Raw genomic sequence first — 14,039 nt, 5'->3', positions numbered from 1 at the left:
CTTCCTTTCTAAATCGGTTTTAGCGATTGGATTAATCGAAATAATCATCTGTATTGATTGATGAATCCATTATAAAATGAAGAAAATCATTCGTAAACAAAGGAGCAGATGCATCATGAAAATTGCGGTTATTAACGGCGGAACTCGGTCTGGCGGAAATACGGATGTTCTTGCGGAGAAGGCTGTTCAAGGATTCGATGCGGAGCACATTTATTTGCAGAAATATCGAATTCGGCCAATTGAAGATCTGCGTCACGCCCAAGGCGGCTTTCGTCCTGTTCAAGATGACTACGATTCTATCATTGAACGGATATTGCAGTGCCATATTCTTGTATTCGCCACCCCAATTTATTGGTTTGGCATGTCAGGGACATTAAAGCTGTTTATTGATCGCTGGTCACAGACATTGAGAGATCCGAGATTTCCTGATTTTAAACAGCAAATGTCAGTGAAACAGGCATATGTAATAGCAGTGGGCGGAGACAATCCAAAAATAAAAGGGCTGCCGCTGATTCAGCAATTCGAACATATTTTTCATTTTATGGGAATGCCCTTTAAAGGCTATGTGCTGGGAGAAGGCAATCGTCCAGGCGATATTCTTCGTGATCATCAGGCGCTATCCGCTGCGAGCCGCTTACTGAAAAGAAGCGATGCGATATGAAGTTTTTGCTGTCGGTCGTTGCTGGCATGCTGATTCTTGCATTCTTTTTATTTTGGAAGGTCCAGCCTCCTGTTTGGATACAAGTTGAAACCAATTCGTCCCAGTTGAAGCAATATGTAAGAATGGCAGGAACCACGCTGCAAGTCAAGCACATCATCAAGAGTGACGCAGGAGAAGAAACAGCTGTCATATCAAACGGCATTTCTGGGCCAAAATAAAAAAAGCACCTGTCAAGGTGCTTTTTTCTATAAATGAGGGATCACAAGGCCCCCATATAAAAACGCCGCGATAATCAAAAATGCCGGATGCATTTTGAATTTTGTCATGGCAAGGAGCGAAATTCCCGCAATCACGATCGATTGGACCCAGCCGATCGCTTTGATGCCGTCTGCGCCGATTTGCCAGGTAAGAATGAGCATCATGACCGCGATGACAGGCTGGACGGACAGCGTCATGCCTTTGATGACAGGTGATTGGCGGAAGCGCTGGATGATGCGCAGCAGGACGATCAATGCGAGCGCCGACGGTACGACGGTTGCGATCAGGGCAATTAGGAAGCCGGGCCACCCGCCTGCGCTGTAGCCGACATACGCAGCGATTTTCGTGGCGATCGGGCCCGGCAATGAGTTCGCAAGTGCGAGCATATTTGAGAATTGATCGTTTGAGAGCCAGCTGTATCTGTTTACGACTTCTTCAAACATTAGCGGGATAGACGCAGGTCCGCCGCCATATCCCAGTAGGTTTGCGATAAAAAACGCCATAAATAAATAGATCGATATCATGAGGCTGACATTCCTTTATCTTTTGAATGTTTATTTGTGATTTTGTTTTTCAGTTTAAAATGAAACGCCCCGTACGCTAAGAAAATGATAATGACAAGGCCGGGATTAATCTGTAAAGTTTGCAGGCCGATAAAAGCGATGATAAAAAACAGGATGCCGGTGACCCAGCCGAAACCTTTAAGCGCTTTTTGGCCAAACTCGTACGCCATGATTCCGAGCATTACCGCAATTACCGGCGTGACGGCACCAATCATACCTGCAACAATTGCTGAATGGCTTAATACATTTACAGCCGCAAACAAGCCCACCATCGCAAAACATGTAGGCAGAATGTGGGCGAGGGTCGCCACAATTGCACCTAATGTGCCTTTTAGCTTAAAGCCCAGATAAGCAGCCATTTTGGTGGCAATCGGTCCGGGAAGCGCATTAGCTATTGCTAATATTTCTCCGAATTCATCATCGTCAATCCATTTATATTTATTGACCGCTTCATGGCGGATCAGCGGAATCACGGAAGGTCCGCCGCCGAAACCTAATATGCCGGTGCGAATCATTGCGGCCGTCATATCCCGATAAGGATGGTTTTTCATTCGTTTCTCTCCTTTACAGCTTCATTCCCATACGGCTTTTGTATCGTTTGATCAGCATCTGGCAATCAACACTGACGACGCCTCGCAATGGATACAGCCGTTTTGTTAAAAATTCTTCCATTTCTTGATCGTTGGCAAAGATCCCATGCATATGCAGCTTGCTCGGGCCTGTCATGTGATAAAGGCTGGTGACCGCAGGCTCTTCCTCAAGCTTAAGAGCGACCTCTTCTAAAAATTGCGGTTCTACCTCGACATTGAAAAACACGGAAACATGAATGCCGATTTTAGCGGGATTGATGACAGCGGTGAATTTTTCAATAACACCGGCTTCAATTAATTGGTTGATACGGGCCTGAACGGCGACCCGTGACAAATCGACTCTTTTGCCAAGATCCGTATAAGAAATTCTGCCTTCTTCATGCAAAATCGTGAGAATTTGTTTATCAGTCTCATCAAGTACAAGGTTGGGGATTTGATATTCATGACTCAATTGCTCCACCTGCTTTCGTAGCCTTTTAGCAATCATTTTATCATAAAAGTTACGTATCGAAATAATAATTTTTTATTTGTTTTCGAAATGAATGCAAAAATATCTTATTATTTGCGAAAAGAAGAAAGTTCGTCAGTTTTTCTGCCGGATCAGTAGATGTGAAAAATCAGGCTCCCTATACTGAAGAAAATTTCTTAAAAAAGGGGACTTGTGATGAACAAATCTGTCATCGGTACAAAGCAAATGGTCGTCAGTCCGCATTACCTCGCTTCTCAAGCCGGAAACCGCATACTGGATAAGGGAGGCAACGCGTTTGACGCCGCTGTTGCGGTGAGTGCTTGTCTTGCGGTTGTGTACCCGCATATGACCGGACTTGGCGGGGATTCCTTTTGGCTGACCTTTCACCAGGAAACAAAGGCAGTAAAAGTCTACAATGGCAGCGGCCGTTCAGGAAAAAACGTAACGAGAGATGTATATAAGGGAAAAAGAGCGATTCCGCTTCGGGGAATTGACAGTGCCATTACCGTACCGGGAATGGTTGATAGCTGGGATGCGGTCCTGAAGGAGTACGGGTGTCTGTCTCTTGCAGATGTATTGGAGCCCGCACGCGATTATGCCCAAAATGGGTTTCCTGTATCAGCTGATCAGTGTCATCACACAGAAAAGAATATTGAATTGCTGGCTTCCACGCCTTATACGGCTGATATCTTCACGAGAAGGGGCAAAGCACCTGTCCCGGGAGAGCGGTTTGTGCAAAAAGAGCTTGCAGACAGTCTGAACTTGATTGCTGAAAAAGGAAGAAGCGCATTTTATGAAGGAGATCTCGCTCAGCGGATTGTCTCACATTTACAGAATAACGGCAGTTACATGACAATCGATGATTTTAAAGCGCATCGGGGTGAGTGGGTAGCGCCTGTATCAAGTGATTATCGAGGATACAGTGTGTATCAGGCGCCGCCGAATTCTCAGGGATTTACCGGTTTATTAACACTGAACATTTTGGAAAACTATGATTTCACCCAAATCGAGCACGGTTCATTTGAGTATTATCATGTGCTTGTGGAGGCGCTGAAAAAGAGTTTTGTAGATCGGAATGCCTTTTTGACTGACCCTGCGTTTGCTGACATTCCGCTTGAAAGGCTTTTGGATAAAAATTATGCAAAACGATTGGCGGGAGAAATCGGCTATTTGGCAGAACTGGCAGAAAGCAGGCCGGTGGGAAGTGATACGGCATATGCGGCCGTAATCGATGCGGATGGCAACGCAGTGTCATTCATTCAAAGCCTGTACTTTGAATTTGGCTCGGCAGTCACTGCGGGTGATACAGGCATATTACTGCAAAACCGCGGATCATTTTTCTCACTGGATGAAAATCATGTCAACACGCTTGAACCGAGAAAGCGCACCTTCCATACGCTGATGCCGGCTATGGTCTGTAAAGGCGGAAAGCCAAAAATTCTGTACGGCACACAAGGCGGCGAAGGCCAGCCGCAGACCCAGACGGCCATCATTACCCGAATGCTGGACTACGAAATGCATCCACAACAGGCAATCAGCGAACCGCGCTGGGTATGGGGCAGAACGTGGGGAGAGGAATACGAAGGTCTCAGAGTCGAGGGCAGATTCACAGACAAAACAATCCAAAAACTGAAAGACAGCGGGCATCTCGTGGAGGTTGTCGGTGACTATGATCCGCTGATGGGACACGCGGCTGCAATCAAAGTTGATGAAGAAGGCTTTCTCCAAGGCGGAGCCGATCCTCGGGGAGACGGAGCGGCTGTGGGGATTTAAATAACTATAGGGTACAAATATAAATCAAAAGCATAAACATAAGGGAGACCTCTACAATGTGGTACATATACTGTTTATCTTCAGGTCTATAATGCCACTCCATAAAAATTCGTATTGAGTCAATCACAATAAAAAATAAAAGAAGCAAATATTCAACTGGAAAAAAGGAGAGTGAAACCACAAACAAAATAAGTAAAGTGATTTCGATCCATTTGTGTGTATTGCTGACATGCTTATATCGCCAGCCGGATTTATCAATACCGTATATTTTCTTTATAAAAAATTGAGAGGCGAGACTGATGGTAATAGCGATCAGCATTAAAATCCAAAAGTTTGTCATTCCAATTCCTCCTAATCTACCTTTATACGAAGAAAAAGAAAAAACGTTTCAAAAAGAACACCCCGAGCTTACTCTGGGTGTTCTTTTTTTTTGATATTTTTTCAGTATTAACAGGCGATATTTTGTAATCATAAGGTCTTTTTGACTAGTTTCTTCTATTTAAATAGTCCTTCTCTTCAGCTGGGACGAATCAGTGTGAATTCTTCCCCCAGTTTGGCATAGTGATTTCCCGCCAATCGTGAGGCAGGTTTTAATTCATCCGTTAAAATATATCCCTTTTCTGCATCATACACCTTTTCATCTAGGTGGAAGCAGACAACTCTTCCGATGAGCAGATCTGCTGTAGTGACGCCTTGATCATTGTCAAAGGTAATATGGCGCTCTAATTTGCACTCAAAGCGAACGCGGGCTTCCTTAATGCCGGGAACTGAAACAGCTTTGCTTTCAACAGGATGAAGCGAGGTGCGTGTAAGCTCGCTTTCATCTGGCCTTAAGCTTGCAGCTGTTTCATTGATATCTTCAATGGTGGCTTCATCACTGACATGAACGACAAATTCTCCGTTCTCCACTGCGTTTCGCGCTGTATCTTTTTGGCGTCCTTCCGTCCTGTTAACAGAAATACTGAGAAGCGGAGGATCTGAGCTGACGACGTTATAAAAACTGAAAGGCGCGGCATTGACCGCTCCTTCTGAAGAAAGTGTTGTCACAAATGCAATGGGGCGGGGAATAACGGTACCTGACAATAGCTTGTATGTGTCTTTGGCACTAAGCTGATCAGCTTGAAATATGTACATAGCAACAACCGCCTTTATCGTTAGGATACCTTGATTATAACGAAATGGTTTAAAGGAAACCAAATGATGCGGGTTGCATATGTTATGTCATGACATATATCTAATACAGGGCAAATAAAAAATAGGCTTCCGTACCTCCGCCGGCAGCCTATTGAAACAATGAAAACTTAGATTATTTGTATTTCTTTTTGACTACCCAGCAATTGCCATCTTTCCAGTATTCTTTTTTGCTGTCATAATCATCGTGTCTTTTGTAGTCGTCGCAGTGGTGGTACGGTTTTTTGTAGTATTTCTTATGGGAACGATAAGATTTTTTGTGTGTGCGGCATGACTTTTTATAGCTGCGAGATTTTTTCTTGTGAGAACAGTATGACTTTTTGTAGCTGCGAGATTTTTTGTAAGAACGGTAAGATTTTTTATAGCTGCGAGATTTTTTGTGAGAACGGTACGATTTTTTGTGGCTGCGAGATTTCTTGTGAGAGCAGTATGATTTTTTGTGGCTGCGAGATTTTTTGTGAGAACAGAATGATTTTTTGTGACTGCGAGATTTTTTGTGAGAGCAGTATGATTTTTTATGGCTGCGAGATTTTTTGTGAGTGCGGTGCGACTTTTTATGACTGCGTTTTTTTCCATGAGGCTCTTGGTATAAATAATCCTTTAAACCTTCTTTTTTTGCGGATTTCACCGCTTCTTTGATGTCAGAATGGGAATAGTGGCCCAATTTGAAATCCTCCTTTTAAAAATGATGTTAAGGATGAAGATCCTTACTACCCTCATAGTACGCGCGGTTTTAAAAAGTGTATAAGTGTTCCGCTGAGATCTTATAAAAATAAAAGCCTAATATTTGTAAGGAGGATTATGGATGAAGAATCAATCCAATTTACCGCTTTATCAGCTGTTTGTTCATCCAAAAGATTTGCGTGAATTAAAAAAGGATATATGGGACGATGATTCGGTGCCAGCTGTGATGAAGGTAAATCAAAAAAGGCTGGATATTGATATCGCTTATCGGGGATCACATATCAGAGACTTCAAAAAGAAGTCATACCATATTTCCTTTTATCAGCCGAAAACATTCCGCGGCGCGCGAGAGATTCACTTAAATGCGGAGTATAAAGACCCTTCCTTGATGAGAAACAAATTGTCTCTGGATTTTTTCTCGGAGCTAGGGACACTGTCTCCAAAGGCAGAGTTTGTGTTTGTAAAGGTGAACGGGAAGAATGAAGGGGTTTATCTTGAACTTGAATCCGTAGATGAATATTATTTGGCGAAAAGGAAGCTGGCTGATGGCGCGATTTTTTACGCGGTGGATGATGATGCTAACTTTTCTCTGATGAGCGATTTGGAAAAGGAAACGAAGACGTCGCTGGAGCTTGGATATGAAAAGAAGACAGGGACTGTGGAAGATGATTTTTATTTACAGGATATGATTTTTAAAATTAATACTGTCCCTAAAGCTCAGTTTAAGTCAGAAGTGACAAAACACGTGGATGTCGATAAGTATTTGCGCTGGCTTGCCGGTATTGTATTCACCTCGAACTATGACGGGTTTGTCCACAACTACGCATTATACAGAAGCGGGGAAACCGGATTATTTGAGGTGATTCCTTGGGATTATGATGCGACCTGGGGCAGGGATATCCATGGAGATCGGATGGCTGCCGATTATGTAAGAATTCAAGGATTTAATACACTAACCGCCCGGATATTGGATGAATCCGAGTTTCGCAAGTCCTACAAGCGCTTGTTAGAAAAAACGCTCCAATCTCTTTTTACGATAGAATATATGGAACCGAAAATCATGGCGATGTATGAGCGGATTAGGCCTTTTATCTTGATGGACCCATATAAAAAGAATGATGTTGAGCGTTTTGACCGTGAGCCAGATGTGATTTGTGAATATATTAAAAACCGTTCACAATACCTCAAAAATAATTTAAGTATTTTATGAATGTGTGAAAATAGGTATTCTGCTGAAAAAGCGACAATTAGGCTATTGAATTAGTTCAACAAATAAACGTGACACGTATATATGCAATATGTTTATCATCTATGTATAAGTGACTAGGAGGAACTTGAATGAGCAAGAGGAGAATGAAGTATCATTCAAATGATGAAATATCTTATTATAACTTTTTGCATTCAATGAAAGATAAAATTGTTACTGTATATCGTGGAGGTCCGGAAGCCATTGAGGGTATCCTTGTAGATAATGCCGACGGCCATTATACTATAGTGAAAAATCAAGAGGTGCTTCGCATCTATCCTTTTCACATAAAAAGCATCAGCTTAGGCCCAAAAGGGTCGTACAAAAAAGAGGATCAAAAAAATGAACAAAGCCAGGAAGACAATAATGATAAGGACAGCAATTCATTCATTTCTTCAAAATCATATAGCTCATCAAAATCATCTAAACGATCACTAAAATCATCAGATTATCAATCATCAAAATCATACAGCTCATCAGATTCAAAGAGTTCATCAAAATCATCTAAACGATCACTAAGATCATCAGATTATCAATCATCAAGATCATCAGGTTATTCAAGTTCCTTAAAAAGTTCAGGAAAACAAAAGGAAGATTATAGCTATGAAACGTTTGTCAGAACGATAGACTATCACTGGAAACGTAAATTTTAATAGATAATGGAGGAGCATCAGATTAAGTGATGCCCTTTTTCAGTTAAAGGAGGAGAATCGTGAAAGGTTTGAATCAATTCCTTAACACAGATGTTGAGGTTGTCATTTCAGGAGATACAAGGTTTGTCGGCACCCTCATAGATATCGGACAGGATATTTTTGTTATTTTTGATGGCTGCAATTATCTTTATATTCCCTTGTTGCATCTTCATCAAATAAACAAGGCGAAAATAATGACCAGTACTGAGAAGCCATTTTTGATCAATCCGGAAGATCCAATGATAGAGGCAGAAACTCAAGCTTTTTCATATAGAAATACATTAAACAAGGTCAAAGGCCAGTTTATTGAAGTTTATGTAACTGGGGATCGATCGATCCATGGGTATGTTACAAATGTTTTAAACGATTATATTGTATTTTTCTCACCTGTATTTAAAATACTTTTTATATCTATGCATCATTTAAAATGGTTTACCCCTTATTCAACTGAACAAACACCGTATACTCTTGACAACTCACAATTGCCTGTCGTGCCTTCCAAAGTTCCTCTTGTGCGTAATTTTGAGGAGCAGATCAAAAAAATATTGGTGAATTGGTCATATTTGATATGGGAGAGGTGCCAGAAAAAGTTGGTCTATTAAAGGATGTCTCTAATAATATCATTGAGCTTATTAACGCAAGTGGAGAGCCAGTCATTTGGAAGTTAAATCATCTAAAGACAATGCATCTTCCCTAGTGTATACAAACTGCCCTCTTGAATAGCAGAAGGCAGTTTTTCGTTTCATACTGTGCTAAAGAAATAACCAACTGATCCAAAAATATAAACATGTTAACGTAAAAAGAACAGTCAGCGGAATGATGATAATGGTCGTTTTTATATATTCGCCCCATGAAATACTTTCATCATGCTGTTTTAATATATGCATCCAAATAAGCGTTGCTAAGGTTCCCATAGGTAATAATAATGAACCGATATCACTGCCGATAATATTTGCCAAGTAGATGATTTTTGTTGTTGAAGGATTCAGGGTCATTTCAGTTAAGGTAAAAGTACTGATCATTAATGCTGGATGGTTGTTAAAGAGATTAGAAAAAACAGAAGTAGAGATACCTGATGCGAAAGTTGCATGGGCGAGGCTTCCAGAAACCACAGGTTCAAAATAATTCACAAGTAACTCTGTGAATCCAATATTATGCAGACCATAAATTAAGACATACATAGTAAAAGCGAATATAAAAATGTGCCAAGGCGATTTATATAACAAGTCTCTTGGGGAGGTTTTGAAATCCATCTCCAGCTTAACAGGATAAAAGATCCGATGACAGCGACTAGAGGAACAGAAATACCGGTATATGATGCTGCAAATAGACTCATCCTGACGAGAAAAACAAATGCAAGCACAAACAACATGATTTTTGTTTGATTTCGTTCTGGTAAAGGAGCTGATGGCGAATGAAGAGGATGGTACCTTCTATGCCGCAGAGACTGAAAATGGCCCGGTATATCTGGCAGGCTTTTGGGAAGACGTTTATAAAAGAACATAAACAGTAGACAAGTCATAAAAATGAGTCCCATCATACTAGGGACAAACATCATGGCGGTGTGAAGATATAGATCCATTCCAATGATTTTGAGAGAAATTAAATTAACAATATTACTTACGCCAATCGGTGCGCTAGAGGCTGTGGCTATTAAAACACCGCTTAATAAATATGGGGCTTTTTGATGTTTTTTTAAACCTAAATATTTTAGTACAAGCAAAAGGATTGGAGTTGTGATCAAAATGCTCCCATCATTATTCAGGAAAATGGTCATGAGAAAGCAGAGCAAATTGGTTAGCCAAAAAAGCTTGATGCCTGAACCCTTGGATTGTTGGAGCAGTTTTGCAGCCACCCAATAAAAGAAACCAAAGCTTTCTAGTGCAATGGCCATAATCATAGTGGCAAGGATTGTAACCGATGCACCCGTGACTTTTGTTCCGATTTCCCCTAAGTCTGCCAATGACACACTTCCGCACAATAAAACCATTAAAGCGCCAAATGTGGCGGGGATAGCTTCATTTAGTCCTTTTGGTCTCCAGAAAATAAAAATCATTGTTACGAAAAAAGCGAGCAATGTGAATATGCCGGTGAACTCAATAATTTACTTCACCTCTCTATCTTTCATTTTTAAAATCAAACTAATGTCCTGCGCTTACTAATGTCCTTGCCAACTATTTGTACTGTATGTATACGTATACTGATATAAAGTTGTACTAAGCGATTATATTAAATTAATAAAATTTCCATAAGAAACCCAAAAGAAAAAAGAGATTGCAAGTATCGTTCATGTACCTGCATCACTCTCTTTAGTTCTTGTCTGCTGACAATTTGAAATATGAATAAAATGCTTTATAAGCGGATTATGATTGTCTTTGCGGTAAGCGATAACCCATTCGGCATTAAGCTGTATTTGGTCCATTTTTCGATAAGTAACATCCAAATTAAATAATTTTTTGGCTGAGGAAGGAACAAATGTCATACCAATTCCGGCACTGACTAAACCAATCACCATTTGATATTCTGTGGCTTCCTGGACAATGTTGGGTCTGAAGCCTGCTTGTTCACAGAACTGAATAAAATCCATGTATAGAGTAGGCCATGCTTCTTTAGCAACAGTAATAATTGGTTCATCTCTTAAATCCTCAATCGTAATTGATTCCTTAGAAGTCAATGGGTGTTGCTTAGGCAAAGCTAAAACACAAGGGCTGCTTTGGGCGGTTTCGATATGTAAAGCTGTATGCTGTAAGGGAGGATGAAGTATACCAATATCAATGTTGCCCTTTAGTAGCTCCTCCTGCTGCCTAGACGAGGATATTTCACGCAGTTCTATTTTCACAGATGGGAATTTTTTACGATATTCCCGGACAATCGGCGGCAGAAATTCATATGTAGCTGATCCGACAAAACCAATTACGAGAAGGCCTTGCTCGCCGCGGGCCGTCCGCTGTGCCAGTTCAATTCCTTGTCCGATTTGCATCAATGCCATCCGGCAATGATTTAAAAAGATTTCTCCTGCTGCGGTAAGCTCGACAAATCGTTTTGTCCTTTTCAGAAGCGTAACTCCGACTTCTTCCTCCAGCTGTTTGATCTGCTGGCTGAGAGGAGGCTGCGTCATGTTCAGCCGCCGGGCAGCCTTTCCGAAATGAAGCTCTTCGGCTACTGCGATAAAGTATTGAAGATGGCGAAGCTCCATTCAATATGCATTCCTTTCCATAGGTTAATAATTCGTATTACATATTAATCATAAGGCGAATCGATATTGGAGGTCAATTTCCAAAGAGTGTATAGTGAAACTTATCACAAGATATTTAAAATTTTACGTTTAAAATGCATAATAAGGAGTGAGGGTGTTGACAAAAGCAACAAAAGAACAAAAATCCCTTGTGAAAAACAGAGGGGCGGAGCTTGTTGTTGATTGCTTAGTGGAGCAAGGTGTCACACATGTATTTGGCATTCCAGGTGCAAAAATTGATGCGGTATTTGACGCTTTACAAGATAAAGGACCTGAAATTATCGTTGCCCGGCACGAACAAAACGCAGCATTCATGGCCCAAGCAGTCGGCCGTTTAACTGGAAAACCGGGAGTCGTGTTAGTCACATCAGGACCGGGTGCCTCTAACTTGGCAACAGGCCTGCTGACAGCGAACACTGAAGGAGACCCTGTCGTTGCGCTTGCTGGAAACGTGATCCGTGCAGATCGTTTAAAACGGACACATCAATCTTTGGATAATGCGGCGCTATTCCAGCCGATTACAAAATACAGTGTAGAAGTTCAAGATGTAAAAAATATACCGGAAGCTGTTACAAATGCATTTAGGATAGCGTCAGCAGGGCAGGCTGGGGCCGCTTTTGTGAGCTTTCCGCAAGATGTTGTGAATGAAGTCACAAATACGAAAAACGTGCGTGCTGTTGCAGCGCCAAAACTCGGTCCTGCAGCAGATGATGCAATCAGTGCGGCCATAGCAAAAATCCAAACAGCAAAACTTCCTGTCATATTAGTCGGCATGAAAGGCGGAAGACCGGAAGCGATTAAAGCGGTTCGCAAGCTTTTGAAAAAGGTTCAGCTTCCATTTGTTGAAACATATCAGGCTGCCGGTACCCTTTCTAGAGATTTAGAGGATCAGTATTTTGGCCGCATCGGTTTGTTCCGCAACCAGCCTGGCGATTTACTGCTAGAGCAGGCGGATGTTGTTCTGACGATCGGCTATGACCCGATTGAATATGATCCGAAATTCTGGAACGTCAATGGAGACCGGACAATTATCCATTTAGACGAGATTATCGCTGACATTGATCATGCTTACCAGCCTGATCTTGAATTGATCGGTGATATTCCGTCCGCGATCAATCATATCGAACACGATGCTGTGAAAGTAGAATTTGCAGAGCGTGAGCAGAAAATCCTTTCTGATTTAAAACAATATATGCATAAAGATGAGCAGGTGCCTGCAGATTGGAAATCAGACAGAGCGCACCCTCTTGAAATCGTTAAAGAGTTGCGTAATGCAGTCGATGATCATGTTACAGTAACTTGCGATATCGGTTCGCACGCCATTTGGATGTCACGTTATTTCCGCAGCTACGAGCCGTTAACATTAATGATCAGTAACGGTATGCAAACACTCGGCGTTGCGCTTCCTTGGGCAATCGGCGCTTCATTGGTGAAACCGGGAGAAAAAGTGGTTTCTGTCTCAGGTGACGGCGGTTTCTTATTCTCAGCAATGGAATTAGAGACAGCGGTACGACTAAAAGCACCAATTGTACACATTGTATGGAACGACAGCACATATGACATGGTTGCATTCCAGCAATTGAAAAAATATAACCGTACATCTGCGGTCGATTTCGGAAATATCGATATCGTGAAATATGCGGAAAGCTTCGGAGCAACTGGCTTGCGCGTAGAATCACCAGACCAGCTGGCAGATGTTCTGCGTCAAGGCATGAACGCTGAAGGTCCTGTCATCATCGATGTCCCGGTTGACTACAGTGATAACATTAATTTAGCAAGTGACAAGCTTCCGAAAGAATTCGGGGAACTCATGAAAACGAAAGCTCTCTAGCACTCTGCGCATCACGACACTGTTTTATGAACAGCACTAAATAAAAGGAGTGAAGGGAAATATGAAACGAGAAAGCAACATTCAAGTGCTCAGCCGTGGTCAAAAAGATCAGCCTGTGAGCCAGATTTATCAAGTATCAACAATGACTTCTCTATTAGACGGAGTATATGACGGAGATTTTGAACTGTCAGAGATTCCGAAATATGGAGACTTCGGTATCGGAACCTTTAACAAGCTTGACGGAGAGCTGATTGGGTTTGACGGCGAATTTTACCGTCTTCGCTCAGACGGAACCGCGACACCGGTCCAAAAAGGAGACCGTTCACCGTTCTGTTCATTTACGTTCTTTACACCGGACATGACGCACAAAATTGATGTGAAAATGACACGCGAAGACTTTGAAAAAGAGATCAACAGCATGCTGCCAAGCAGAAACTTATTTTATGCAATTCGTATTGACGGATTGTTTAAAAAGGTGCAGACAAGAACGGTAGAACTTCAAGAAAAACCTTACGTGCCAATGGTTGAAGCGGTCAAAACACAGCCGATTTTCAACTTCGACAACGTGAGAGGAACAATCGTAGGTTTCTTGACACCAGCTTATGCAAACGGAATCGCCGTTTCAGGCTATCACCTGCACTTCATTGACGAAGGACGCAATTCAGGCGGACACGTTTTTGACTATGTGCTTGAGGATTGCACGGTTACGATTTCTCAAAAAATGAACATGAATCTCAGACTTCCGAACACAGCGGATTTCTTTAATGCGAATCTGGATAACCCTGATTTTGCGAAAGATATCGAAACAACTGAAGGAAGCCCTGAATAAAAGAAAAAAAGAAAGCC

At 41.8% G+C, this 14,039-nt stretch carries 13 protein-coding genes and 3 pseudogenes; 8 read left to right on the top strand and 8 right to left on the bottom strand.

From position 1 onward, the window contains the following. The first annotated feature begins 115 nt into the window (after positions 1–115). Both NSQ09_RS02965 and NSQ09_RS02960 read left to right on the top strand, forming a co-directional pair. Positions 116–661, top strand: a complete 546-nt coding sequence (locus NSQ09_RS02965) for a flavodoxin family protein (protein ID WP_024572836.1) — start codon at positions 116–118, stop codon at positions 659–661. After that, positions 658–879: a hypothetical protein gene (locus NSQ09_RS02960; RefSeq protein ID WP_024572835.1), complete on the top strand. Its 222-nt coding sequence runs from the start codon at positions 658–660 to the stop codon at positions 877–879. The genes NSQ09_RS02965 and NSQ09_RS02960 overlap by 4 nt, the downstream gene beginning before the upstream one ends. Positions 880–906: 27 nt before the next feature. On the opposite strand, the gene chrA is transcribed toward NSQ09_RS02960, so the two are convergent. The 3 genes from chrA to chrS are packed head-to-tail and all read right to left on the bottom strand — an operon-like array spanning position 907 to position 2,523. Continuing rightward, positions 907–1,443: a chromate resistance efflux protein ChrA gene (gene chrA, locus NSQ09_RS02955; protein WP_041351175.1), complete on the bottom strand. Its 537-nt coding sequence runs from the start codon at positions 1,441–1,443 to the stop codon at positions 907–909. After that, on the bottom strand, positions 1,440–2,033 hold the full coding sequence (chrB, locus tag NSQ09_RS02950) for a chromate efflux transporter subunit ChrB (protein WP_095844001.1): 594 nt from the start codon (positions 2,031–2,033) through the stop codon (positions 1,440–1,442). The genes chrA and chrB overlap by 4 nt, the downstream gene beginning before the upstream one ends. Before the next feature lie 13 nt (positions 2,034–2,046). Continuing rightward, positions 2,047–2,523, bottom strand: coding sequence for a chromate efflux transcriptional regulator ChrS (chrS, locus tag NSQ09_RS02945; protein WP_014478181.1), 477 nt, complete (start codon positions 2,521–2,523; stop codon positions 2,047–2,049). A 213-nt stretch (positions 2,524–2,736) separates the two neighbouring features. Here chrS and ggt point away from each other — a divergent pair, with 213 nt between their 5' ends. Further along, entirely contained in the window at positions 2,737–4,314 is a 1,578-nt protein-coding gene (gene ggt / locus NSQ09_RS02940; protein ID WP_017696590.1) for a gamma-glutamyltransferase, read from the top strand. Between the two features lie 4 nt (positions 4,315–4,318). On the opposite strand, the gene NSQ09_RS02935 is transcribed toward ggt, so the two are convergent. The 3 genes from NSQ09_RS02935 to cotG all read right to left on the bottom strand — a co-directional run bounded on the left by NSQ09_RS02935 (position 4,319) and on the right by cotG (position 6,169). Then, positions 4,319–4,654 carry a DUF4181 domain-containing protein gene (locus NSQ09_RS02935; RefSeq protein WP_017696591.1) on the bottom strand — a complete coding sequence of 112 codons (336 nt, stop codon included), beginning with the start codon at positions 4,652–4,654 and terminating at the stop codon, positions 4,319–4,321. Between the two features lie 176 nt (positions 4,655–4,830). Beyond that, positions 4,831–5,448: a flavin reductase family protein gene (locus NSQ09_RS02930; RefSeq protein ID WP_121591228.1), complete on the bottom strand. Its 618-nt coding sequence runs from the start codon at positions 5,446–5,448 to the stop codon at positions 4,831–4,833. Positions 5,449–5,620: 172 nt separating this feature from the next. Then, positions 5,621–6,169: a spore coat protein CotG gene (gene cotG / locus NSQ09_RS02925; RefSeq protein ID WP_080333407.1), complete on the bottom strand. Its 549-nt coding sequence runs from the start codon at positions 6,167–6,169 to the stop codon at positions 5,621–5,623. Between the two features lie 141 nt (positions 6,170–6,310). Between cotG and cotH the strand changes: the two genes are divergently transcribed. The 3 genes and pseudogenes from cotH (at position 6,311) to NSQ09_RS02910 (ending at position 8,824) form a co-directional block, all read left to right on the top strand. Then, positions 6,311–7,399 (top strand): spore coat protein CotH, encoded by a 1,089-nt coding sequence (gene cotH / locus NSQ09_RS02920; RefSeq protein WP_041055671.1) that lies wholly within the window; start codon positions 6,311–6,313, stop codon positions 7,397–7,399. A gap of 191 nt (positions 7,400–7,590) precedes the next feature. After that, positions 7,591–8,088 (top strand): annotated as a pseudogene (locus tag NSQ09_RS02915) (spore coat protein CotH); the annotation flags it as partial. A gap of 59 nt (positions 8,089–8,147) precedes the next feature. Further along, a pseudogene (locus tag NSQ09_RS02910) lies at positions 8,148–8,824 on the top strand (DUF2642 domain-containing protein). Positions 8,825–8,879: 55 nt separating this feature from the next. Here NSQ09_RS02910 and NSQ09_RS02905 read toward each other — a convergent pair. Together NSQ09_RS02905 and alsR are read right to left on the bottom strand one after the other, a co-directional pair. After that, positions 8,880–10,204: pseudogene (locus tag NSQ09_RS02905) on the bottom strand (arsenic transporter). 210 nt (positions 10,205–10,414) lie between these two features. Then, entirely contained in the window at positions 10,415–11,323 is a 909-nt protein-coding gene (gene alsR / locus NSQ09_RS02900; RefSeq protein ID WP_003227859.1) for an acetoin biosynthesis transcriptional regulator AlsR, read from the bottom strand. A gap of 157 nt (positions 11,324–11,480) precedes the next feature. Between alsR and alsS the strand changes: the two genes are divergently transcribed. Both alsS and budA read left to right on the top strand, forming a co-directional pair. Beyond that, positions 11,481–13,193: an acetolactate synthase AlsS gene (alsS, locus tag NSQ09_RS02895; protein ID WP_341030557.1), complete on the top strand. Its 1,713-nt coding sequence runs from the start codon at positions 11,481–11,483 to the stop codon at positions 13,191–13,193. 61 nt (positions 13,194–13,254) lie between these two features. Further along, a complete protein-coding gene (gene budA / locus NSQ09_RS02890; protein WP_017696597.1) occupies positions 13,255–14,022 on the top strand; it encodes an acetolactate decarboxylase in 768 nt (255 codons plus the stop codon). The last annotated feature ends 17 nt before the right edge of the window (positions 14,023–14,039 follow it).

Origin of the sequence: Bacillus sp. FSL W8-1202, from assembly GCF_038006165.1 — a bacterium.
In the GTDB taxonomy this organism is placed as follows: Bacteria; Bacillota; Bacilli; order Bacillales; family Bacillaceae; genus Bacillus; species Bacillus subtilis.
This window is presented reverse-complemented; position numbering and strand designations above follow the sequence as displayed.